Source organism: Nocardioides abyssi (assembly GCF_030412915.1).
In the GTDB taxonomy this organism is placed as follows: Bacteria; Actinomycetota; Actinomycetes; order Propionibacteriales; family Nocardioidaceae; genus Nocardioides; species Nocardioides abyssi.
The window spans coordinates 1-20,523 of the sequence record NZ_JAUHJR010000017.1; the positions used below are offsets into that span (position 1 = coordinate 1).

Annotated in this window: 23 protein-coding genes and 1 tRNA gene; 5 read left to right on the forward strand and 19 right to left on the reverse strand. The window is 72.6% G+C overall.

Translation table 11 applies throughout. From position 1 onward, the window contains the following. Positions 1-357: 357 nt before the first annotated feature. The 8 genes from QWY29_RS19515 to QWY29_RS19550 all read right to left on the reverse strand — a co-directional run bounded on the left by QWY29_RS19515 (position 358) and on the right by QWY29_RS19550 (position 7,895). On the reverse strand, positions 358-1,557 hold the full coding sequence (locus tag QWY29_RS19515) for a tyrosine-type recombinase/integrase (RefSeq protein ID WP_300962883.1): 1,200 nt from the start codon (positions 1,555-1,557) through the stop codon (positions 358-360). A gap of 6 nt (positions 1,558-1,563) precedes the next feature. Further along, positions 1,564-1,794: a helix-turn-helix transcriptional regulator gene (locus tag QWY29_RS19520; protein ID WP_166087543.1), complete on the reverse strand. Its 231-nt coding sequence runs from the start codon at positions 1,792-1,794 to the stop codon at positions 1,564-1,566. Positions 1,795-1,973: 179 nt separating this feature from the next. Further along, positions 1,974-2,050: transfer RNA gene (locus QWY29_RS19525), tRNA-Met, on the reverse strand. A gap of 49 nt (positions 2,051-2,099) precedes the next feature. Continuing rightward, positions 2,100-5,180, reverse strand: coding sequence for a UPF0182 family membrane protein (locus QWY29_RS19530; protein ID WP_300962884.1), 3,081 nt, complete (start codon positions 5,178-5,180; stop codon positions 2,100-2,102). Beyond that, entirely contained in the window at positions 5,177-5,872 is a 696-nt protein-coding gene (locus QWY29_RS19535; RefSeq protein WP_300962885.1) for a PPA1309 family protein, read from the reverse strand. Before QWY29_RS19535 ends, QWY29_RS19530 begins: the two co-directional genes overlap by 4 nt. A 30-nt stretch (positions 5,873-5,902) precedes the next feature. Beyond that, positions 5,903-6,952, reverse strand: a complete 1,050-nt coding sequence (locus QWY29_RS19540; RefSeq protein WP_300962887.1) for a YlbL family protein — start codon at positions 6,950-6,952, stop codon at positions 5,903-5,905. Positions 6,953-7,055: 103 nt separating this feature from the next. Continuing rightward, a complete protein-coding gene (locus QWY29_RS19545; RefSeq protein WP_300962888.1) occupies positions 7,056-7,283 on the reverse strand; it encodes a hypothetical protein in 228 nt (75 codons plus the stop codon). Positions 7,284-7,466: 183 nt separating this feature from the next. Next, positions 7,467-7,895, reverse strand: a complete 429-nt coding sequence (locus tag QWY29_RS19550) for a molybdenum cofactor biosynthesis protein MoaE (RefSeq protein WP_300962889.1) — start codon at positions 7,893-7,895, stop codon at positions 7,467-7,469. A gap of 42 nt (positions 7,896-7,937) precedes the next feature. On the opposite strand from QWY29_RS19550, the gene QWY29_RS19555 reads away from it, so the two are divergent. Together QWY29_RS19555 and QWY29_RS19560 are read left to right on the forward strand one after the other, a co-directional pair. Further along, positions 7,938-9,320, forward strand: a complete 1,383-nt coding sequence (locus QWY29_RS19555; RefSeq protein WP_300962891.1) for a zinc-dependent metalloprotease — start codon at positions 7,938-7,940, stop codon at positions 9,318-9,320. Then, positions 9,317-9,973, forward strand: coding sequence for an NUDIX hydrolase (locus QWY29_RS19560; RefSeq protein ID WP_300962893.1), 657 nt, complete (start codon positions 9,317-9,319; stop codon positions 9,971-9,973). The genes QWY29_RS19555 and QWY29_RS19560 overlap by 4 nt, the downstream gene beginning before the upstream one ends. Here QWY29_RS19560 and QWY29_RS19565 read toward each other — a convergent pair. The 3 genes from QWY29_RS19565 to QWY29_RS19575 all read right to left on the reverse strand — a co-directional run bounded on the left by QWY29_RS19565 (position 9,892) and on the right by QWY29_RS19575 (position 12,656). Next, positions 9,892-10,440: a M48 metallopeptidase family protein gene (locus tag QWY29_RS19565; protein WP_300962894.1), complete on the reverse strand. Its 549-nt coding sequence runs from the start codon at positions 10,438-10,440 to the stop codon at positions 9,892-9,894. The genes QWY29_RS19560 and QWY29_RS19565 overlap by 82 nt on opposite strands. 9 nt (positions 10,441-10,449) lie before the next feature. Next, complete coding sequence (locus QWY29_RS19570) at positions 10,450-11,511, reverse strand: PHP domain-containing protein (protein WP_300962896.1); 1,062 nt, start codon at positions 11,509-11,511, stop codon at positions 10,450-10,452. Between the two features lie 350 nt (positions 11,512-11,861). Then, positions 11,862-12,656 (reverse strand): enoyl-CoA hydratase/isomerase family protein, encoded by a 795-nt coding sequence (locus QWY29_RS19575; protein WP_300962898.1) that lies wholly within the window; start codon positions 12,654-12,656, stop codon positions 11,862-11,864. A gap of 190 nt (positions 12,657-12,846) precedes the next feature. On the opposite strand from QWY29_RS19575, the gene QWY29_RS19580 reads away from it, so the two are divergent. Then, positions 12,847-13,005 (forward strand): DUF5679 domain-containing protein, encoded by a 159-nt coding sequence (locus tag QWY29_RS19580; protein ID WP_091115022.1) that lies wholly within the window; start codon positions 12,847-12,849, stop codon positions 13,003-13,005. A 73-nt stretch (positions 13,006-13,078) separates the two neighbouring features. Here the strand turns inward: QWY29_RS19580 and QWY29_RS19585 are convergent, their stop codons facing one another. From QWY29_RS19585 to QWY29_RS19615, 7 genes are all read right to left on the reverse strand, one after another. Continuing rightward, on the reverse strand, positions 13,079-13,945 hold the full coding sequence (locus QWY29_RS19585; RefSeq protein ID WP_300962900.1) for a TOMM precursor leader peptide-binding protein: 867 nt from the start codon (positions 13,943-13,945) through the stop codon (positions 13,079-13,081). A gap of 83 nt (positions 13,946-14,028) precedes the next feature. Continuing rightward, positions 14,029-14,211 (reverse strand): hypothetical protein, encoded by a 183-nt coding sequence (locus tag QWY29_RS19590; RefSeq protein WP_300962902.1) that lies wholly within the window; start codon positions 14,209-14,211, stop codon positions 14,029-14,031. Between the two features lie 95 nt (positions 14,212-14,306). Next, the gene (locus QWY29_RS19595; protein WP_300962904.1) at positions 14,307-14,501 is read right to left on the reverse strand and encodes a putative WhiB-interacting protein; all 195 of its coding nucleotides are present in this window, start codon (positions 14,499-14,501) and stop codon (positions 14,307-14,309) included. A gap of 31 nt (positions 14,502-14,532) precedes the next feature. Continuing rightward, a complete protein-coding gene (locus QWY29_RS21300; RefSeq protein WP_500684586.1) occupies positions 14,533-14,823 on the reverse strand; it encodes a putative WhiB-interacting protein in 291 nt (96 codons plus the stop codon). Further along, a complete protein-coding gene (locus tag QWY29_RS19605; protein ID WP_300962908.1) occupies positions 14,792-15,109 on the reverse strand; it encodes a WhiB family transcriptional regulator in 318 nt (105 codons plus the stop codon). Before QWY29_RS19605 ends, QWY29_RS21300 begins: the two co-directional genes overlap by 32 nt. A 107-nt stretch (positions 15,110-15,216) precedes the next feature. Next, on the reverse strand, positions 15,217-15,477 hold the full coding sequence (locus QWY29_RS19610) for a hypothetical protein (protein ID WP_300962910.1): 261 nt from the start codon (positions 15,475-15,477) through the stop codon (positions 15,217-15,219). Positions 15,478-15,686: 209 nt separating this feature from the next. Then, complete coding sequence (locus QWY29_RS19615; protein ID WP_300962912.1) at positions 15,687-17,708, reverse strand: ATP-dependent DNA helicase UvrD2; 2,022 nt, start codon at positions 17,706-17,708, stop codon at positions 15,687-15,689. A gap of 77 nt (positions 17,709-17,785) precedes the next feature. Between QWY29_RS19615 and QWY29_RS19620 the strand changes: the two genes are divergently transcribed. Continuing rightward, positions 17,786-18,034, forward strand: coding sequence for a mycoredoxin (locus QWY29_RS19620; RefSeq protein WP_300962914.1), 249 nt, complete (start codon positions 17,786-17,788; stop codon positions 18,032-18,034). Between the two features lie 167 nt (positions 18,035-18,201). Here QWY29_RS19620 and nudC read toward each other — a convergent pair whose 3' ends face one another. Further along, positions 18,202-19,110 (reverse strand): NAD(+) diphosphatase, encoded by a 909-nt coding sequence (gene nudC, locus QWY29_RS19625; RefSeq protein ID WP_300962916.1) that lies wholly within the window; start codon positions 19,108-19,110, stop codon positions 18,202-18,204. Between the two features lie 89 nt (positions 19,111-19,199). Here nudC and aztD point away from each other — a divergent pair, with 89 nt between their 5' ends. Beyond that, on the forward strand, positions 19,200-20,450 hold the full coding sequence (gene aztD, locus QWY29_RS19630) for a zinc metallochaperone AztD (RefSeq protein ID WP_300962918.1): 1,251 nt from the start codon (positions 19,200-19,202) through the stop codon (positions 20,448-20,450). Positions 20,451-20,523: the final 73 nt, after the last annotated feature.

The window sequence follows — 20,523 nt, forward strand, 5'->3', positions numbered from 1 at the left end:
AGCCGGGCCAGCTCCACGGCTCGACGACGGAACTCAGGACTCTTCGGTGCCGGCATACGCACTCCTCTCGGACGACCATCGTCGCCTCACTCAAGGTGTCCGGGCTACCGGGGGCACTTCAGCCCCGGGATGGTGAAGGGTCTGCGGCACCGCTACGTGCCCATCACCTCACCCGTCCAGACCGACGTGCTGAGCATTGTGCGCCACGAACTCCGGCCGGCTCCGATCAAGCCGGCCACGCCCAGGGGTGCCGCGCAGAGCCGCCTCGACTTCGAAGCTGCGCTCCGGCACCGCCCGGACGACCCTCACCCACCGATGGCGATTTGATCAGGCGCCAGCGAGCGAACTGGGGTCTACTCATCCGACGTCATCGCCGAGCCCCTTCGGCGCGAGCGCTTCCAGAATCTCGGCGGTCACGGGGTTCACCTTCTCGTCGGGCTCGATGTAGTGCTGCTTGGTGATCTCCGAAGAAGTGTGACCGAGCATCTCGGCAGCGAGGTCAGCACCGCCGGCACGGTCAATCACGGTGGCGACTGTCCGTCGGAACGAATGCGGCGTCACCCCCCTGATGCCGGCTTCGTCGAGCACGGCGCGCAGTCGCCGGCGCACGTTGTTGGTCGTCAGCGGCGTGTGGTTTCGGCTGAAGAAGACCAGGTGCTCAGGCTCTACTCCCGCGATCAGCACCAGTCGCTGGCGTAGCACCTCAGCAGCGAAGGACGGCACGGAAACTGTCCGGGTCGACTTCTGCGACTTGGGGTGTTGCTGACGATGGGTGGGCTTGCCCTTCGGGGACACGATGGTTCCGCAGATGCGCACCGTCGCCGGGGTAACGGTGACATCGACGTCGCCCTTTCGGATCGCGAGCACCTCGCCGATGCGCGCGGAGGTCCCGAGCATGACCTCGATGATCTGCTCCAACTGCCCGTCCGGTTTGGGGCCAGCGAGTCCGGACGCACGCCTCCACGACCGGACCGCGCTACGGATGGCCTCCACTTGCTCGACGGTCAGGGCCATCGCGTTAGTCGGTGGCTTTCGGAGACGTACGGTGTCGCGCACCGGGTTCTTGGCGATGGCCTCGTAACGCACCGCCAGCCCCAACGCGAGGCTCAGCACGGTCCGCGCCTGCTTGGCCGTGCTGTAGCTCTTCGTGGTCGCCAGTGTCTTGATGAACTGGTCGACTCGGCTCACCGTGATCTCTCTCAGGGAGAAGTGCTCGAAGGCCGGCAGGACAAGCTGACGCATGTTGCGTTCGTAGAGAGCGCGCGTGCTCGGAGCGAGCTTGCCTTCCAGGTCGAGGTCACCGAGCCAGACGTCGACCAGGCGGCCGAACGAGCTGTCCGGGCTGAGTTCGCCGATCCCTCGCGCCGGTCCTCTTCGGTTGGCGAGCTTCTCCTTCAGGCGGTGCTCGGCCAGCTTCCTGGTGGAGTCGCTGGCCTCGACTCTGCGGACCTGGCCGTCGTGGTCGCGGAAACGGACGCGCGCGCGAACGGTGCCGTTCGGCATGTTGGTGAACTCGATCGCGCCGAAGGTCCCGATCGGGGTGCGAGGTCTAGCCACGGCAGGTCACCTCTTCTCCGCGGAGCGACCCGGCGCAGTCTCGCGCTGGTTCTCGATCCAGTCGCGTACGTCGGAGACGGCGAACTTCAGGTGGCGACCCATCCGGATGCAGACCGGCCCGCGTCCGGTCTGGCGCCATTCGTAGATCGTCTTGATCGGCACGCCGAGGTACTCGGCGAGCTCGTCGATGCTCAGGAGCGGGTCGAGCCCACTCAACGGGTTGGTGTCGGTCCTCATGCACGTCAGGTGCATGGTCCACACCGGACGGCTCGGCAATGTCCGGAGCGAGTAGGGAGCAGCCGGAGCGCGGAGCGCCGGGGACGCCTACGAGATGGTGAAAACGGAGGGTTTCCGGAGGGAGGTTCAAGTCTGAAATGCTTTCTGGCCCGGGATTCGCGCTGAATCCCGGGCCAGATTGGTAGCGGGGGCAGGATTTGAACCTGCGACCTCTGGGTTATGAGCCCAGCGAGCTACCGAGCTGCTCCACCCCGCGTCGGTGAACCCAACGTTACGACACGGGGCGGAGACCCACCAAATCGGGGTCAGCCAGCGGCCTCGTCGGAGGCCGCGGCGCTCGGCTCGGTGGACTCCTCGTCCCCCGAGCCCCCGTCGCCGGCGCCCGATCCGGAGCCGCCGCCGGAGCCACCGGTCTCGCCGGAGAGCAGCAGCGCCCGGGCGACGGCGCGCTCGGCGGCCTCGACCTGCTCCTGGTACGTCGCCAGGTCACCGTCGGCCAGGGCGGTCTGCGCCGCCGCGAAGGCCTGCTCGGCGTCCTCGAGGAGCTGGGCGATCTGCTGGGCCCGGGTGCCGGTCAGCTCGTCGTCCGGCTGCTGCGGGCCACCGGGGCCGTCCGGCCCACCGCTGGACCCGCCGTTGCCGGGCCCGCTGGTGCCCGTGCCCGCGGTCACGCCGAGCAGGTCGGCGAGGGCACGGCGCAGCGTGGTGCCGACACCCACCTCGTCGCCGTACCGCACGAGCACGTAGCGCAGGATCGGGAAGCCCGAGTCGGTGATCTCCCGGATCGAGTAGACCGGCTGCACGTAGAGCAGCGCGTCCGCGACCGGCAGGGTCAGCAGGTTGCCGTAGACCGGCCGCGCGCCGGAGCGGTTGAAGTCCGCGACCAGGTCGGCGATCTGCGGGTCCGTGGCGAAGGCGTTGGCCACCTGCCCCGGACCGTCGGTCTGCTCGTTGGGCAGCTGCAGCACGCGCATCCGCCCGTAGGTCTCGCTCGACGCGTCGGCGTCCACGGAGACGAACGAGGCCAGGTTGTCCTTGTTGTAGGGGACGAAGACCGACGACAGCGCGAAGGTCTCCTCGGCGTCGCCGGGGTTGCGGACGAAGAGCCGGTACGGCGGCTGCAGGGTGCCCCGCGTGTAGGGGTCCTCCGGGACCTCCCAGCGGTTGTTGTCCTGGTACCAGTCACGCGGGTCGGTGACGTGGTAGCGGGCGAACTGGAAGCGCTGCACCTTGAACAGGTCCTCGGGGTAGCGCAGGTGGCCCAGCAGCTCCTCGGAGATCTCGCTCTTGGGCGTGACCGTGCCGGGGAAGGCGTTGCTCCAGGCGTCGAGGATCGGGTCCTCCTCGTCCCAGGCGTAGATCGTGACCTCGCCCGAGTAGGCGTCGACGGTCGCCTTGACCGCGTTGCGCATGTAGTTGATCTCGTCGGTCGGGATCGTGCGCAGCGCGCCCGGGGTGTCCAGCGAGTCGTCGGTCATCTCGTCGAGCGACTCGCGCTGGGCCTGCGGGTAGCGGTCGGTGGTCGTGTAGCCGTCGAGGATCCACAGGATCCGCCCGTCGATGACGGCCGGATAGGCGTCGGCGTCGACGGTCAGCCACGGCGCGACCTTGCGGACGCGGTCGCGGGGCTCGCGGTTGTAGAGGATCTTGCTGCTCTCGTTCACGCGGCCCGAGAGCAGGAAGTTCGGCTCGCCGTACTTCACGGCGTACATCAGCTGGTTGAAGAAGCCGCCGATGGCGACGTCGCCCTCGCCCTCGTACGTCGTCAGCGTGCCCTGGTCCTCCGCGCCCGTGGTCGGCAGGTTGAGCTCGACGTCCGGGTCGCCCTCCTCGACCTTGCCGACGATGGAGTACTCCGGGCTCTGCTCGCCGTAGTAGACGCGGGTCTCGTAGCCGCCGGTGGCGTCGGTCAGGTCGGCCTGTCCGGCGCCGCTGCCCTCGGCCCACTGCACGTTGTCGGCCTCGGAGACGCTCTCGGTCTCGTCGGCCTCCTCACCGGCCTCGGCCTGCGCCGAGTTGTCCTCGGGGCGCTGGTTGGCGTACGCCGCGATGATGCCGTTGCCGTGCGTGTAGACGGTGTGCAGGTTCGACCAGTTGCGCGAGTCGTCACCCAGGTTGCCCTGGTCGAGCTCACGGACGCCGAGCACCAGCGCGCGGTCCTCGCCGTTGATCTCGTAGCGGTCCACGTCGAGCACCGGGGCGACCGAGTAGAACGCCCGCACCTGCTGGCGCTGCTCGAAGGCCGCGCGGACCAGCTGCGGGTCGACCAGCGGGACCGAGGCGGTGCCTCCGTCGAGCGTGGCGATGCTGACGTCGAGGTCGGGGTCGCTGGAGTACTCCTCCACCTCCACGTCGGCCACGCCGTACGCCGACCGCGTGGCGTCGATGTTGGCCTGGATGTAGGACTCCTCCTTGTCGGCCTGGGAGGGGTTGACCTGGAACTGCTGGACGATGCCGGGCCAGATCAGGCCGAGCAGCACCGCGGAGAGCGCCATGAGCGCCAAGCCCATCGACGGCAGGATCCAGGTGCGGCGCCAGACGTTGAGGAAGAACAGCACCGCGCAGACCAGGGCGATGCCCATCAGGATGTTCTTGGCCGGCAGCACGGCGTTCTCGTCGGTGTAGCTCATGCCGGTGAACAGCTCGCCGCCCTGGGTGACCAGGTCGTAGCGGTCGAGGAAGTAGTCGACACCCTTGGCGAGCACGAAGACGCCCAGCAGCACCGACAGCTGCACCTGCGCGGCGCCGGAGAGCCGGTCGGTGGAGACCTGCAGGCGGATGCCGCCGTACAGGTAGTGCACGACGGCAGCGGCCAGCAGCGAGACGACGACGACGGCCATGGTGAAGTCGACGAGGAAGTGCAGCCAGGGCAGGTCGAAGACGTAGAAGCCGATGTCGCGGTTGAAGTACGGGTCGTCGTCGCCGAAAGAGCTGCCGTTGCGCCACAGCAGGTAGTTGCGCCACTCCCCCGCACCCGAGGTGCCGGCGAAGACGCCGAGGACCAGCGCGACCGCCGCCAGCAGCCAGGTGCGGATCGGGGTGACGGCCTCGCGGTAGCGCTCCAGCCCGGCCTGGTCGGCGCCGGGCACGCGGAACGTCGGGCGGTAGCGGTAGGCCAGCCACATGTTGAGGCCCACGACGGTCGCCATGAGCGCGCCGAAGACGAGGAAGAGGCCGGTGCGGGTCCAGAACAGCGTCGTGAACACCGAGCCGTAGCCGGCGCCGCGGAACCACAGGCGGTCGGTGTAGAACGACGCGAACGTCGTCAGCCCGAAGAACGCCACCACCAGCACGACGGCGGTGATGACCAGCGCGCGCGACCGGCGCGGCACCTCCCGCTCCGGCGGCGGGGTGTCGCGGGGGTCGTCGGCGAAGAGGTCGCTCACGCGGACCCTCCCGGCTGGTCGGTGCTCGTGGTCGTGTCGCTCATTCCCTCGTCCTCCTCCAGCGTGGCCTGCAGCAGCGCGAGCAGGCCGGGCACCAGGTCGGCGCCCCCGACGACCGACTGGTCGTCGTCGTGCGCGCGCAGTCGCAGCGCGCAGTACGTCGATCCGTCGCGGGTCGCCCCGGCGACGATGCGGACCTCCTGGCGGTCCGGGTGCTCGCGGGCGAACGCCTCGGCCTCGGCCGGGTCCTCCGGCACCTCGGTGTCCGCGCCCGGCGGCAGCACGAGCCGCTCGACGACCGCGGCGCAGCCGGTCACCCCGGCGGGCCACAGGATCGTCTCCAGCACCTGCTCCAGGGGTACGTCGGGCGCCAGCTGATCCTGCTCGATGGCGGTCAGCGACCCCTGCTCGGAGGACGCGTCCAGCCCCATCTGCGCGGCCAGCGCCGGCTCCTGGCGCACCAGCGCACCGGTCTCGACCAGCGCGTACAGCCGGGCCGGCTGGTCCCAGCCGTCACCCGCCAGGTGCGACTCGATCTCCAGCACCGCCGACGCGAGCGCCGGGTCGACGTCCAGGTCGTCGAGCAGGCCGTCGCCCTCGCCCGGCTCCTCGCCGGCCTCGTCGGCCACGGGCTCGGTCGGCTCGCTGGGCTCGATCGGCCCGGTCGGCTCGGGCGCGGGGTCTCCGGTCACGTCACGTCCTCGGTCACGGCTCGTCCTTCGTCAGTTGTCATCACAGCTCGGCAGGTCGTCGGTGTCGGGGTCCTCGACCCACGCCTTGATCGCCTCGACGGCGTCGTGCATGGTCTCGGCGCGCACCAGCCGCATGTCGTCGGCCGGGGCGCCCAGGGCGTCCTTGCAGTTGTCCGGCGGCACCAGGAACAACGAAGCACCCGCGTCGCGTGCTCCCACGATCTTCTGCTGGATGCCGCCGATCGGCCCGACCCGGCCCTCGGCGTCGATGGTGCCGCTGCCGGCGACGACCTTCTCGCCGGTCAGCGAGCCCTCGGTGAGGGTGTCGTAGATCGCCAGGCTGAACATCAGCCCCGCGCTCGGGCCGCCGATCTGCGGGTCGATGTTGACCGCGACCTCGAACGGGAAGGTGAACCCGGTCCCCAGCCGCACCCCCACCTGCGGGGTGCCGTCGACACGCTCGGGCACGACCTCCACGGTGCGCTCCTCGCCCTTGCGCAGCACGCGGAAGGTCACCGGCTCGCCGGGCTCGCTCGCCTTGACGACGTCCACGAGGTCCTGCGGCTCCTCGATCTCCACGCCGTCGGCCTCGAGGAAGACGTCGCGCACCCGCAGCCGCCCGTCGGCCGGGGTCCCCTCGGTGACCAGGAGCACCTCGACGGCCGGCTCCACGTCGTACCCCAGCTCGGTGAGCGCGACCGCGGTGGCCGCGTCCTGCGAGGTGACCATGTCGACCGCGCCCTCGGCCTCGTTCTCCTCGTCGGTGGTCCCCTGCTCGTAGACCGCCTCGTAGGGGTAGACGGCCGCCTCGTCGCTGAGCCAGTCCTTCATGACCTCGACGAGCGAGACCTCGGCGTTGGGTCGCGACACGTAGACCGTCGTCATCCGCAGCTCGCCCGGGTCGCGGTAGGTCTGCTCGCCGTCGACCTCGACGATCTCCTTGCCGCCGTCCTCACCGAGCACGTCGACCGTCAGGCCGGGCTCGTAGGTGACGTAGGGCAGCGGGTGGCTGGCAGCCGCGACGAGCAGCGCGACCACCAGCGGCACCGCCAGGAGGGCGGCGAGCGTGCGCTGCGTCATGGCGCCACCTTCTCATTCGGCGGCAAGCCGGGCGCGAGCCGGTTGGAGCGGGGGCTCAGGCGGGGGCTCAGGCGGGGGTTGGGACGGGGGTCGGGGTGGGGGCTCAGGAGGCGCGGCGCGAGGGACGCACGGCGACGCCGGTGCTGCGGTCGGGGCGGCGGGCCGGCGCGGCGTACGTCGGCTGCCGGCCGCGCTCGATCGCGGCCCCCATTCGCTGCACGGCCACCTCGCGGTCGACCTCCCCGCGGCCCTCGCGGCCCAGCCAGGACACCCACACCATCGCCACGACCGTCACCACGGCGGGCGGCACGAGCCACAGCAGGATCTCCACGCCCCCAGGCTAGGCATCCCGGCCTGCCCCGCGGGTGAGCCACGCCCGACCGCGCCCCGTTCGTCCACAGGTCCGCGGTGGCTGGCGGGATAGTCCGTGACGTCCCGCAGGGGTTCGGGCCGAGATCGCCTGCGGAACGTCACGGACTACCCCCACGACGACCGCCCACCTGTGGACAACCGACTACGGAGAGCCGACCCACTCCTCGGTGCCGTCGCCGAACCGCTGGTGCTTCCAGATCGGGACCTCGTCCTTGAGCGTGTCGATGAGCGCGCGGGAGGCCTCGAAGGCGGTGCCGCGGTGGGCGGAGGCGGTGGCGACGACGACGGCGGCGTCGCCGATGGCGAGGATGCCGACGCGGTGGACGGCGGCGACGCCGTGCACGTCGTACGACGCGGCCACCCGGTCGCAGACCTCCTCGAGCCGGGCGAGCGCGGTCGGGTGGGCCGAGTAGTCCAGGCCGGTGACGCCCTTGCCGCCGTCGTGGTCGCGGACGCGGCCGACGAAGAGGACGAGCCCGCCGGAGGCGTCGTCGTCGAGCGAGCGCAGAACCTCGTCGACGTCGAGCGCGGTCTCGCGCAGGCCGACGAGCCGGACGGCGGGATGGGTCATGGGGGCGACCCTAGCCCTGGGTCCGGCGCGTACCGTGGGGTCATGACGAACAACCCGTCCGACGGCCCCGACGACGGCCAGGAGCCGGGCAAGAACCCGTTCGAGGGCACCCCGTTCGAGGCCTTCTTCTCCGGTGGCGCCGGCGGTTTCGCCGGCGGGTTCCCGGGCGGCTTCCCCGGCGGGTTCCCGGGCGGGCTCCCCGGTGGCGCGGCCGGCGGGATGCCCGACCTCTCCCAGCTCTTCGGCCAGATCCAGGCGATGATGCAGCCCTACGACGGTCCGCTGAACTGGGACCTCGCGCTCGACACCGCCCGCAAGGCCGTCCCCCAGCCCGACCCGACGCCGACCCAGCGGCAGAAGGACGCCGTCGCCGACGCCGTCCGCCTCGCCGACCACTGGCTCGACGACACGACCACCTTCGCCTCGGGCGTCACCTCGACGGCCGCGTGGAGCCGCGCCGAGTGGGTCGTGGCCACCGCCGACGTCTGGAAGGTCCTCGTCGAGCCCGTCGCGCTCCAGTCCACCCAGGGCATCGCCGACGCGCTCCCGCCGGAGGCCAAGGCGCAGGCCGGCCCGATCCTCGGCATCCTCGGCAAGGCGATGGGCGCGATGCTCGCCAGCCAGGTCGGCTCGGGCCTCGGCGCCCTGGCCGGCGAGGTCCTTAGCGTCTCCGACGTCGGCGTGCCGCTGGCCCAGCCCGGCCGCGCCGCGCTGCTGCCGGCCAACGTCGCGGCGTTCGCCGAGGGCCTCGACGTCACCGAGGACGACGTCGTCCTCTACCTCGCGCTGCGCGAGGCCGCCCACCAGCGGCTCTTCGCCCACGTGCCGTGGCTGCGCGAGCACGTGCTCGCCGCGGTCACCGACTTCGCCAAGGGCGTGGAGATCAACGCCGACGCGATCCAGGCCCGCATCGAGGAGCAGATGCGCGGCGTCGACCCGAGCAACCCCGAGTCGATGCAGCAGCTGCTCGAGGGCGGGCTCTTCGAGATGCCGAAGTCCCCGCGCCAGGAGGCCGCGCTCGAACGGCTCGAGACGGCGCTCGCGCTCGTCGAGGGCTGGGTCGACGAGGTCGTCGGCCAGGCCACCGCCGAGCGGATGCCGGCCGCGGCCAAGATGCAGGAGGCCGTACGCCGCCGGCGCGCCGCGGGCGGCCCGGCCGAGCAGACCTTCGCCTCGCTCGTCGGGCTCGAGCTGCGGCCCCGCCGGCTGCGCGACGCCTCGACGCTGTGGGGCTCGCTGCGCACCCGCCAGGGCATCGAGGGCCGCGACGGCGTGTGGATGCACCCCGACCTGCTGCCGACCGCCGCCGACCTCGACGACCCGCTCGGCTTCCGCGAGGACGCCGGGGCGCCCGCCGAGCTGACCGACGAGGACTTCGACGCCGAGCTGCGCAAGCTCCTCGAGCCCCCGTCCACCGAGGAGTGAGCCTCCACGCCGACGCGCTCGCGCTGCTGGCCGGCTGGTCCGCGCCGGGGGCCGAGCAGGAGGCGCTGCGCGAGCGGTACGTCACCCACCTCGCGGCCCACCCCGGCGGGCTGGACCGGTCCTGCCGACCCGACCACGTCACGGCCAGCACGCTCGTGCTGGACGCGACCGGCGAGCGGGCGCTGCTGACGCTGCACGCCAAGGCGCGGCAGTGGTTCCAGCTCGGCGGGCACTGCGAGCCGGGTGACACCACGCTGGCCGGCGCCGCGCTGCGCGAGGCCACCGAGGAGTCCGGCGTCGCCGGCCTGGCCGTCGACCCGCAGCCGGTGCACCTCTCCGAGCACGCCGTGCCGTTCTGCGGCGGGCCGCTGCCCGATGGCCGGCCGGTGCACCACCTGGACGTCCGCTTCCTCGCGGTCGCGCCGGCGGAGGCGGCGTACGCCGTCAGCGAGGAGTCGGTCGACGTGCGCTGGTGGCCGGTCGACGCGCTGCCCAACCCCGACCTGGCCGAGCTGGTCGAGCTCGCGCTGGACCGGCTGGGCCTGGACCGACCGGGTCTGGGCCGTCCGGGTCAGTCGACGTCGTCCTCCATCTCGTCCCTCATCGACGACGGCGGGTCGACCCGCGCCGCGGCGGACCAGCCCAGCAGGTAGCCCTTGGCCCGCTCGGTCTGCGGGTAGCGGTCGACCCACGCCCAGAACCGCGCGTCGTGGCCGGCCTCGATCAGGTGCGCCAGCTCGTGGACCATCACGTAGTCGATGACCCACGACGGCATCCCCCGCAACCGGCCCGACAGCCGGATCGAGCGGTCACCGGGAGTGCACGACCCCCACCGCATCGTCTGGTTGTCGACCCAGCGCACCGACTCCGGGACGGCGATCCCGCCGAGGTAGCGGTCGCTCAGCACCTTCGCCCGCGCCAGCAGGTCGTCGTCGGACGGACGGCTGCGCCGCTCGGAGCGCTCGAGCCGGGCCACCATCTTCTCCACCCAGTCCTCCTCCTCCGCGCGGGAGAGGGTGGCGGGGACGAGGACGACGATCCGCTCGCCGTCGCGGTACGCCGAGACGGTGCGGCGCCGCCGCTTCGAGCGGCGCACCTCCACGTCGGGCTGCGTCCCCATGGCGGGAACCTACTTCGTCGCCCACTCCAGCAGCCGGTCCTTCGGCCACGTGTTGACGATCCGTTCGGGCTCGATGCCGGCCGCGGCGGCCCGCTCCGCGCCGTACCAGAGGAAGTCGAGCTGCCCCGGGGCGTGCGCGTCGCTGTCGATGGAGAAGATGCAGCCGAGGTCGCGGGCCAGCTCGAGGAGCTCGGTGGGCGGGTCGCGCCGCTCGGGCCGGGAGTTGATCTCGACCGCGACGTCGTGCTCCGCGCACGACTCGAAGACGGCGCGGGCGTCGAACTGCGACGGCGGGCGGGTGCCGCGGCCGCCGGTCACCAGGCGGCCCGTGCAGTGACCGAGGACGTTGACGTGGCGGTTGCGCGTCGCGGCGACCATCCGGCGGGTCATCGCGTCGCGGTCCATCTTCAGCTTGGAGTGGACGCTGGCGACCCGGACGTCGAGGCGGTCGAGCATCTCCTCGGTCTGGTCGAGCCCGCCGTCGTCGAGGATGTCCACCTCGATGCCCTTGAGCAGCGTGAACGCGCCACCCAGGTGGTCGTTGACCGCGTCGACGACGTCGAGCTGGCGGGCCAGCCGTTCCGCGCTCAGCCCGCGGGCGACCTTCAGCCGCGGCGAGTGGTCGGTCAGCACCTGGTAGTCGCGTCCGAGCTCGATCGCGGTGATCGCCATCTCCTCGATCGGCGACCCGCCGTCGGACCAGTCGGAGTGGGAGTGGCAGTCCCCGCGCAGCGCGGCGTGCAGCGCGTGGGCGCCGTGCTCGTCGGGGACCAGCGGGCCGGCGTGCTCGGCCTCGAGCTCGGCCAGCCGGCTCGGCGTCTCCCCGCGGACCGCCTCGGCGATCACCCGGCCCGAGGACTTCCCGATGCCGGGGAGGTCGGTGAGCGTGCCGTCCTCGACCATCCGGGCCACCTCGTCGTCGGGCAGCGGCAGGATCGTCGCGGCCGCCCCGCGGTAGGCCTTGACCTTGTAGGTGTCCTCGCGGGCCCGCTCGAGCAGGAACGCGATCCGCCGCAGCGCGGCCACCGGCCCCGCGGCGTACGCCGCCGGCACCTCGGGCTGCTCGCCCACAGGCCACCTCCGTCCATGTTTCTCTCCTCCACAGCCGGTGGAGGAGCGTCGTCCCAGGTCAGCCACGCGTCCGGGCGCTGCCCGGGCGTGTCGTCCCCAGCGTCGTCCCGGTACCCGCCGCGTGTCGTCCACGGGTCCGGCCCCTGCTCCACAGCCCTCTCCACAGGTCTGTCCACAGGCTGAGGATCACGGCCGTTGACCGTCCGTCGTCCTCGAACCTAGCGTGGGGAACAGACGAGGCCCCCGGGTCCGGCGCACGACATCCGCAAGGGGAAGGCGGGTGTCACGCGGCGGCCGGGGGCCTCGCCATGTTCCGAGGGTTGGGGCTCACGCAGCGTGGAGCCTGCTGGTCACTCGCCGGTGAAGACCGGGGACCGCTTCTCGCGGCTGGCGCGGATGCCCTCCTGGAGGTCGGCGGTGGCGAGCGTGATGGGCTGGGCCATCGCCTCCCACTGGACGCAGGCCTCGAAGTCGCGGTGGCCGCCGTCGAGCAGGGCGAGCTTGGTCAGCCTGCTCGCGATCGGAGCGGTGGCGGCGATCCCCCGCGCGGTCTCCAACACCTCGTCGAGGAAGGTCTCCGGCTCGATGACGCGGGAGACCATGCCCATGCCGAGCGCCTCGTCGGCCTGGACCACCCGGCCGGTCAGCAGCAGGTCGCGCGCGTGCGCCTCGCCGACGACGTTGGGCAGCAGGTAGGTGCCGGCCATGCCCGCGTGCATGCCGAGCTTGACGAAGGGGGCGCCCAGCTTGGCGCCGCGAGCGGCGTACCGGATGTCGCAGGCCAGGGCCAGGCACAGCCCCGCGCCGATCGCGGCGCCGTTGACCGCAGCGATCGTCGGCACCTCGAGCTTCCGGATGGAGAGCCAGGCCCGGTAGAACGCCATCATCCGGGTCCGCAGGTAGTCGACGGAGGCGTCCGGCTCGCTGGCGATCCAGCCGGTGTTGCCGCCGGAGCAGAACGCCGAGCCCTCGCCGGTGACCACCACCGCGCGCACCGAGCGGTCGGCGGCCAGCTCGTCGATCGCCCGCACCCAGGAGGCGGTCATCTCGTCCGACATCGCGTTGCGCATGTCGGGGTTGTCCAGGGTCAGGACGGCCACGCCGTCGTCGGTGCGGTCGAGCCGGAGGTGGGTGAGGTCAGCCATGGGCGGCAGGCTACCGACGGCCGGTCGCCGCCCGTCCCGCTGCCCGCGGAGCGTCTGTCGCCCCGCGGGGGCGCGGTTGCCGTAGTGTCCGAGACGGTCGGCGGGGCTCCCCTGCATCCCGCCGCGAGATCGATCGACACCCGTAGCGACACCCGTAGCGACACCGAGCGAGATAGGCGAGGAGGCCCTCATGGCGGAGACCTGGAGCGGCGAGTTCTACTGCGTCAAGTGCAAGGAGAAGCGCGAGGCCGAGGGCGAGGTCAAGGTGAACGACAAGGGCACCCGCATGGCCAAGGCCGTGTGCCCCGTCTGCAGCACCAACCTCAACCGCATCCTCGGCAAGGCCTGAGCCGGACCCGAGCACGACGCACGGCGGCGCACCCCTCGGGGGCGCCGCCGTCGTCGTGTCCGGGGTCGGGTCGTCAGGCGGTCCGCGCCGCGCCCAGGTCGGCCCAGGCGCAGCCGCAGTGCGGGTGCACGTCCACCGGCGTCCGGACGGGCACCACCCCACCGAGCTCGTACGCCGCACCCCAGGTCGAGGGTCGGTCGCCCTCGGCCCAGGCCACCAGGTCGCGCACCGCCCAGGCGAGCGCGAGCGCGAGGACGACCGGGTCGGGGGCCGGCGCGGGCGCCCGGGCGACCTGCTCGAGCACGACCGCCCGCCGCGGGTCGGTCTCGGCGAGCCGCGCGTCGGCGCACCGCAGGCAGCCGGTGCGGCCGGGCACCACGAACGGACCGACCGTGCACCCGCCGTCGCGGCCCGCGACCGGCAGGTGCGGGACGCCCGCGCGGAGGCAGCCGTCCAGCCGCTCGCGCAGCACCGGACCCGTCGACAGCACGAGGTGCACCACCGTGGCGTCCGGACGGGTCGCCACCGACGACCCACCTCGCGTGGCCGGACTCGGGGTGGCGGTCGCCAGGCCGGCCGCCCGCAGCAGCGGGTGGACCTGGTCGAGCAGCTCCGGAGGGGCGTCGACCGAGACGGTCGTCGCCGACCGGGCGGCGAGCCTGCGGGCGGCGTCGTCGCCGTGCCGGGCCCGGGCCGCCACCCCGGCCACGGTCGCCCGCGGCGCCGGGTCGACGAGCAGGCCGGCCGACTCCAGCGCGGTCACCACGCGGTCGGCCACCGGGCCGGCCGGGGGTGGGGTCGCTCGGGCGACCGCGGTGAGCACGCGGCGTACCTCCGGGGAGTCGGGCAGGACGACCCGCGTCGGCGGGTCCAGCCCGACCTGCAGGTGTCCGTCGTCGCGGCGGGCGACCACCAGTCCGGGGCGCAGCGTGCGGCTCATGCCGGCAGCGTCACACGGCACGGGCCGGCCCGCGACCGGTCCTCCACAGGCACCGACCGGCTGACTGGCCGAGTGGCTGAGCGCTACCAGTGCTCACTGTCGAGCTTGCCCTCCATCGAGCGCAGGTGCTCGCGGGAGCAGGTGTCGCAGAACGAGCGGGTCCGGCCGCGCTCGACGGCCATCGTCCAGGTCAGCGTGCGCACCGGATCGGTCTCCTGGCGGCCGCACCACGCGCAGGTGCGCGCCGGCTGGTCGGGCTCGTCCACCTCGCGAGCCTAACGCCGAGGAGCCCGGCACCACGGGGCGTGGTGCCGGGCTCCTCCTCTTGCATCACCCGCGATCACAGGTGAGTCGGTCCGCCTCAGAGGGCGCGGGCCAGGGCGAGGCGCGCCTGCTGCGCAGCCCGCTCGGCCTTGCGGCTCAGGCGGAGGGCACGGGCCAGCTCGTGGCCGCGGCGGGACTGTTGCGCCTCTCCCAGGCGCGCGGACATTTGTGCGCGCGCCAGGTTCTCGTGCATGAGATTCATGTCGGTGCTCCGGTCGGTGTCGGTGGTCATCGTGGGTCGGTCCTTCGGGTGTCAGGCGCGCTCAGAGCGCTCGGGCGAGGGCGGTCCGGGCGTCCTGCGCGGCCTGCTCGGCCTTGCGGTGCATCCGGAGGGAGCGGGCCAGCTGGTGGGTCCGGCGGGCCTGCGTCGCCTCGCCGAGGCGCGCGGTCATCTGCGCGCGGGCGATCTCGACATTGAGGTGGTTCATCGCGACGTCCTTGTCGTGAGTGACGGGTGTTCGGTCAGGTGCTGCAGGTCGTGCGGTGCTGCTCGGTGCTGCTCGGTGCTGGTGCTGCTGCCGGTCAGGCGGCGTCGTTCTTGCGGGGACGGCCACGGGGCCGCTTGCGGGGGATCACCACTCCTTGGAGGAAGAGCTGTCCGCCCCAGACACCCCAGGGCTCGCGCCGGTCGAGGGCCCCGTCGAGGCACAGGGCCTGGACCGGGCACTCCTGGCAGAGGGCCTTGGCATGCTCCACGTCGGACGGGGACTCGGCGAACCACAGCTCGGGGTTGTTGGCCCGGCAGGGCAGCAGCTCGTCGTCCACCTGGGCCGCCTGGTCGTGCAGGAGGCCGAGGGTGGGCTCCGCTGCAGGGCTGCGGTCGAGAACGCTGATGGTCATGTTTCACCTCCTTGTTTGCTCTGATCGCGGGTGTGCGGGAAATCAGAAAGGCCGCGGATCCCGGGTTTCGGGTTCCGCGGCCTGGAGGTCGCCGGCGCTGAGAGGTCTCAGCAGATCGGTGGTCTCCAGGCGGTGGTACCCGGGAAGCAGTCCTGCGTGCGGATGGCGTCGCGCTTGCCGATGACGGCCGCGGCGAGGACCGTCGCGTGGACGGAGTCCTCCTGCCGATCGCGCACGACACCGGTGGTGATGACACCGGTGGTGGCGGCACCAGCAACGACACCGGTGGTGTCGAACCAGGCGTGGCCGCACGCGGGCATGGCGAAGCCGGACGGGATCTGAGCCGTCGAGGTCATCTGCTTGAACATGGGGCCACCTCCTTCGATGCATTCGGGCGCCGGTCGTGTCAGGACCGTCGTGCGCGTTGACTGGTGACGTGAAGTTAGCGCGCCCCCTCGGTAAGGGGCAAACCATTTACTGGGCATTTCAGCGGTTTTTTCTTCAACCGCCTGCGCGGCAACCTCAGCACCGCTCCGGGCGTGCGCCGGCCGCATCCGTCTGACCTGCGCGAACGACCTCACTCCACGAGGCCGAGCACGTCCTCGCCGTACTTCTCGACCTTGGACCGGCCTATACCACTGATCCGCAGCATCGCCTCGGGCGTCTGCGGCTTGTGCTCGGCGATCAGCTGCAGGGTCGCGTCGGTGAAGACCACGAACGCCGGCACCGACTCAGCGTCGGCCCGCTCCTTGCGCCACGTGCGGAGCCGCTCGAACAGCTCCTCGTCGTACGACGCCGGGCAGTCGTGGCAGCGGCCGCGCTTCTTCTCGACCGCGCTGGTCAGCGGCTTGCCGCACTCGCGGCAGCCGGCGACCTTGCGGCGGCGCGGCTGGTCCTGGGCGCGGGACTCCTCCGGCAGCAGCGGGTCGAGGAAGCGCGACGGCCGGCGCGAGGCCCGCCCGCCCGGGTTGCGGGCGGCCGCCCACGAGAGCGAGAGGTCGAGGCGCGCACGGGTCATGCCGACGTACAGCAGGCGGCGCTCCTCCTCGACCGCCAGCGGGGTGTCGGCGTAGGTGATCGGGAGCGTGCCGTCCTGCAGGCCGCAGAGGAAGACCGAGTCCCACTCCAGGCCCTTGGCGGCGTGGAAGGTCGCGAGCGTGACGCCGTCGGCGACCGGGGCGTGCTGCTCGGCGGCGCGGCGGTCCAGGTCGTCGACGAACGCGCCGAGGTCTCCCCCGCCGGCCTCGAACTCGCTCGCCTGGTCGACCAGCGCCTGCCAGGACTCCCAGCGGTCGCGGGTCTGGCCGCGGGCGGCCGGCGCCTCGGTGGTCCAGCCCATGCCGGCCAGCGTCGCGGTGACGGTGTCGACGACGCCGACGCCCTCCCCCGAGCGGGCCGCACCGCGGATGCGGGTGACCGCCTCGCGGACCTCCGGGCGGTCGAAGAAGCGGGCGGCGCCGCGGACGACGTACGGGATGCGGCGCGCGGCCAGCGCCTCCTCGAACGACTCGGACTGGGCGTTGATGCGGAAGAGGATCGCGACCTCGCCGAGCGGGCGGCCGGCGTCGCGGAGCTTGAGGATGCGCGCGGCGACCTCCTCGGCCTCGGCGACCTCGTCCGGGCGCCCGGAGTAGGTGACCGGCGGGCCGGACGGCCGCTGCGCGCGCAGGTCGACGCCCTGGCTCGGCGTCCCGGCGAGCAGGGTGTTGGCCGCGTCGACGACCTGCGGCGTGGAGCGGTAGTTGCGGACCAGCTCGACCGAGGTGGTGCCGGGGTAGCGCTTCGGGAAGTCGCGCAGGTAGTCGGCGTTGGCGCCCGCGAAGGAGTAGATCGTCTGCGCCGGGTCGCCAACCACGCACAGCTCGTCACGCCCGCCGAGCCACAGGTCGAGCAGCGCCGACTGCAGCGGCGAGACGTCCTGGAACTCGTCGACGACGAACCACTTGTACTGCCGGCGCACCTGGGCCGCGACCCGCTCGTCCTCGGCGAGCATCCCGGCGGTCAGCAGCAGGACGTCCTCCATGTCCATCCGCCCGGACTCGCGCTTGGCATCCTCGTAGCTGCTGAACATCCGGCCGACCGCGTGGTGGTCGAGGTTGGTGACGCTGCGCCCCCGCGCCGCCGCGACGCGCGGGTAGTCGTCGGGCTGGACGTTGCTGACCTTGGCCCACTCCACCTCGGAGGCCAGGTCGCGCAGCAGCGCCTGATCGGCGGAGATCCGCTGCCGGCGGGCCGCCGTGGCCAGCAGACCGATCTTGGACTCGATGAGCTGGGGCAGCTCCGTGCCGTGCACGTGCGGCCAGAAGTACCGCAGCTGGCGCAGCGCCGCGGAGTGGAACGTGCGCGCCTGCACGCCGCCGGCCCCCAGCGTGCGCAGCCGCCCGCGCATCTCGCCGGCCGCGCGGGTGGTGAACGTGACCGCCAGGACCTCGGTCGGTGCGTAGACGCCCGTCGCGACGCCGTACGCGATGCGGTGGGTGATCGCGCGGGTCTTGCCCGTGCCCGCACCGGCCAGCACCCGGACCGGTCCGCGCAGCGCCTCCGCGACCCGCCGCTGCTCGGGGTCGAGGGCGGCGAGCAGGTCGTCGGGGCCGGTCATGCGGGGGAACAACTCCTGGGGGCAGGTGGTTGGATCGGTGAGGTTCCAGACCCTAGACGCCGGAGGCGACAGTCCAGATGAGCGGCCAGTTCACGATGTACACGACCCCGTGGTGCGGCTACTGCCACCGGCTCAAGAGCCAGCTCGACCGCGAGGGCATCACCTACGACGTCGTCGACATCGAGCAGGTCCCGGACGCCGCGAAGATCGTCGAGGAGGCCAACAACGGCAACCAGACCGTCCCCACCCTCGTCTTCGCCGACGGCTCCGCCCAGACCAACCCCTCCCTCGCCCAGGTCAAGGAGAAGCTGGCCGCCCTGGCCTGATCCCCCGCGACTGCTTGTAACGCGCCGTTCGACCGACTACCGCGCCGTTCGTGGACTGACGCGCCGTCCGACCAACGACCGCGCCGTTCGAACGGCGCGGTAGTTGCCTGGACAGCGCGTTACATGCGCGTACGCCGCCGGGCCGGCCCCGCCACGCGTGCCAGCGGTCACCACTGGCCGGGCAGCTCGCCGCCATACCAGTGCTCGATGAGCGAGCGGCTGATCGAGACGCCGCCGGGGAGCACCAGCTCGCCGGCCCTGGCCTGCTCGCGCATCTCGGCGCGGGTGAACCACCGGGCGTCCTCGATCTCCACCTCGTCGACGGTGATCTCGGTGGAGGTGGCGCGGGCGACGAAGCCGACCATCAGGCTGGCCGGGAGCGGCCACGGCTGGCTGCTGAAGTACTCCACCTCGCCGACGAGCACGCCGGTCTCCTCGGCCACCTCGCGGCGCACGGCGTCCTCGAGGGTCTCGCCGGGCTCGCAGAAGCCCGCGAGCGTCGAGTAGCGGCCCTCGGGCCAGACCGCCTGGCGACCGAGCAGGCACCGCTCGTCGTCGCTGCCGGGCTCTCCCGACGTCACGACCATGATCACGGCCGGGTCGGACCGCGGGAACTGCGACTTGCCGCACCGGGTGCACACCAGCTCGTGGCCCGACGCCCGCGCCTCGAGCCCGCCGCCGCAGCGCGGGCAGAAGCGGGTGGCGAAGTGCCACTCGGCCAGGCCGAGGGCGTGCAGCACGAGCGGGGCGACGGCCAGGTTGTCGTCCGACAGCGACGGCAGCAGGCCCCGCAGCGGGAGCCACGAGGCGTCGCCCTCGGCCTGCTCAGGTCCGGTCACGACCGCGAACCACGCCCGCCCGTCGCGCTCCCCCAGCAGCACCCGCAGGCCGTCCGGCGCCTGCGACGGGGGCACCCACTCGATGCGTCCCCCTGCGGGCCGCACCCGGGTGCCGGACACCACCAGCACGCGGGTCTCGTCGTCGGCCCACCGCTCGGCGAGCCACGCGTCGTCCTTGCGGTGCACGGCCACGCGGTCGTGCGGGTGCTGGGCGAGTCGGAGGTGCGGAGAGCTCACGTCCCGGAGGCTAGACCGGCCCGCCTGACCGGGCCCGCACCCGACCCTCCAGTTGACAATTATTCTCATTCGCACTGAGAATCGTTCTCATGTTGCTCAACCGATCACTCCTCGTCCTCCCCCTCCTGGCCCCGGCCCTCCTTGCCTGCGGCGAGTCCTCCGGGACCTCTGACCCGAGGGCCGCCGGCAGCAGCCCCAGCGGCACGGTCCAGGCCACCCGCACCGCCGACGCCGTCGAGGAGGCCGGTCCGCAGCCGCGGGTCGCGGTGTCGTACGACGGCGGCGTGCTCGTCCTCGACCCGGACTCCGGCGAGGTGCTGCTGGAGCAGCCGCTCGACGGCTACGTCCGGCTGAACCCCGCGGGCGACGGCCGGCACGCGTTCGTCTCGGCGGCCGGCGCGTTCACCGCGCTCGATCTGGGGTCCTGGACCGAGGCCCACGGCGACCACGGTCACTCCTGGAGCAGCGACCCGGCGCTCTCGTCGTTCTCGGTCGCCGCGCAGGAGCCCGGCCACGCGGTCGCCCACGACGGGCTCACCACCCTCTTCGACGATGGCACGGGCGTCGTGACCGTGGTCGACCCCTACCGTCTCGCCGGGGGCGAGGACCCGGTCGTCGAGACCGTCGAGCTCCCCGAGCCGCACCACGGCGTCGCGGTGCGCAGCGCGGTCGGCACGCTGCTGCACACCGTCGGCGACGCCGAGTCACGCTCCGGCGTCCGTGTGGTCACGGCCAGCGGGGCCGAGCTGGCGGCCAGCGACGAGTGCCCGGGGGTGCACGGCGAGGCCTTCGCCGGCGACGTGGCCGTCGTCGGCTGCGAGGACGGCCTGCTGGTCGTCGACGGCCGGACGATCACCAAGGTCGACAGCCCCGACGCCTACGGCCGCATCGGCAACCAGGCCGGTCACGAGAGCTCGCCGTTCGTGCTCGGCGACTACAAGACCGACCCCGACGCCGAGCTCGAGCGCCCCACCCGCGTCGCGGTCGTCGACACCCGCGACGCGTCGCTGCGGCTCGTCGAGCTGCCCGCGAGCTACTCCTTCCGCTCGCTCGGCCGGACCCCCGACGGCGACGGGCTGGTGCTCGGCACCGACGGAGCCCTGCACGTCGTCGACGTCCGACGTGGCGCGGTCACCCGGTCGATCCCCGTCGTGGACGCCTGGCGCGAGCCCACCGCGTGGCAGGAGCCGCGCCCGACGCTGCACGTCGCCGGGGACACGGCGTACGTCACCGAGCCGGCCCGCGACCTCCTGCACGTCGTGGACCCGGCGTCCGGCGAGGTCGCGGCCACGCACCGGCTGCCGCACACCCCCGACGAGGTCGTCGCGACCGAGGGCTGACGGACTAACCGGCCTCCCCCGGGCGTTGAGGACGACGTGGAGACCTACGACGCGGTGGTGGTCGGCGCCGGCC

What these genes read in the sequence shown, in the direction of transcription:
- QWY29_RS19520 (WP_166087543.1), bottom strand. Translation starts at nt 1,794, where the DNA reads ATGAGGACCGACACCAACCCGTTGAGTGGGCTCGACCCGCTCCTGAGC.
- QWY29_RS19540 (WP_300962887.1), bottom strand. Translation starts at nt 6,952, where the DNA reads ATGACGCAGCGCACGCTCGCCGCCCTCCTGGCGGTGCCGCTGGTGGTC.
- QWY29_RS19550 (WP_300962889.1), bottom strand. Translation starts at nt 7,895, where the DNA reads ATGACCCATCCCGCCGTCCGGCTCGTCGGCCTGCGCGAGACCGCGCTC.
- QWY29_RS19555 (WP_300962891.1), top strand. Translation starts at nt 7,938, where the DNA reads ATGACGAACAACCCGTCCGACGGCCCCGACGACGGCCAGGAGCCGGGC.
- QWY29_RS19565 (WP_300962894.1), bottom strand. Translation starts at nt 10,440, where the DNA reads ATGGGGACGCAGCCCGACGTGGAGGTGCGCCGCTCGAAGCGGCGGCGC.
- QWY29_RS19575 (WP_300962898.1), bottom strand. Translation starts at nt 12,656, where the DNA reads ATGGCTGACCTCACCCACCTCCGGCTCGACCGCACCGACGACGGCGTG.
- QWY29_RS19580 (WP_091115022.1), top strand. Translation starts at nt 12,847, where the DNA reads ATGGCGGAGACCTGGAGCGGCGAGTTCTACTGCGTCAAGTGCAAGGAG.
- QWY29_RS19585 (WP_300962900.1), bottom strand. Translation starts at nt 13,945, where the DNA reads ATGAGCCGCACGCTGCGCCCCGGACTGGTGGTCGCCCGCCGCGACGAC.
- QWY29_RS19595 (WP_300962904.1), bottom strand. Translation starts at nt 14,501, where the DNA reads ATGACCACCGACACCGACCGGAGCACCGACATGAATCTCATGCACGAG.
- QWY29_RS19605 (WP_300962908.1), bottom strand. Translation starts at nt 15,109, where the DNA reads ATGACCATCAGCGTTCTCGACCGCAGCCCTGCAGCGGAGCCCACCCTC.
- QWY29_RS19610 (WP_300962910.1), bottom strand. Translation starts at nt 15,477, where the DNA reads ATGTTCAAGCAGATGACCTCGACGGCTCAGATCCCGTCCGGCTTCGCC.
- QWY29_RS19615 (WP_300962912.1), bottom strand. Translation starts at nt 17,708, where the DNA reads ATGACCGGCCCCGACGACCTGCTCGCCGCCCTCGACCCCGAGCAGCGG.
- QWY29_RS19620 (WP_300962914.1), top strand. Translation starts at nt 17,786, where the DNA reads ATGAGCGGCCAGTTCACGATGTACACGACCCCGTGGTGCGGCTACTGC.
- aztD (WP_300962918.1), top strand. Translation starts at nt 19,200, where the DNA reads ATGTTGCTCAACCGATCACTCCTCGTCCTCCCCCTCCTGGCCCCGGCC.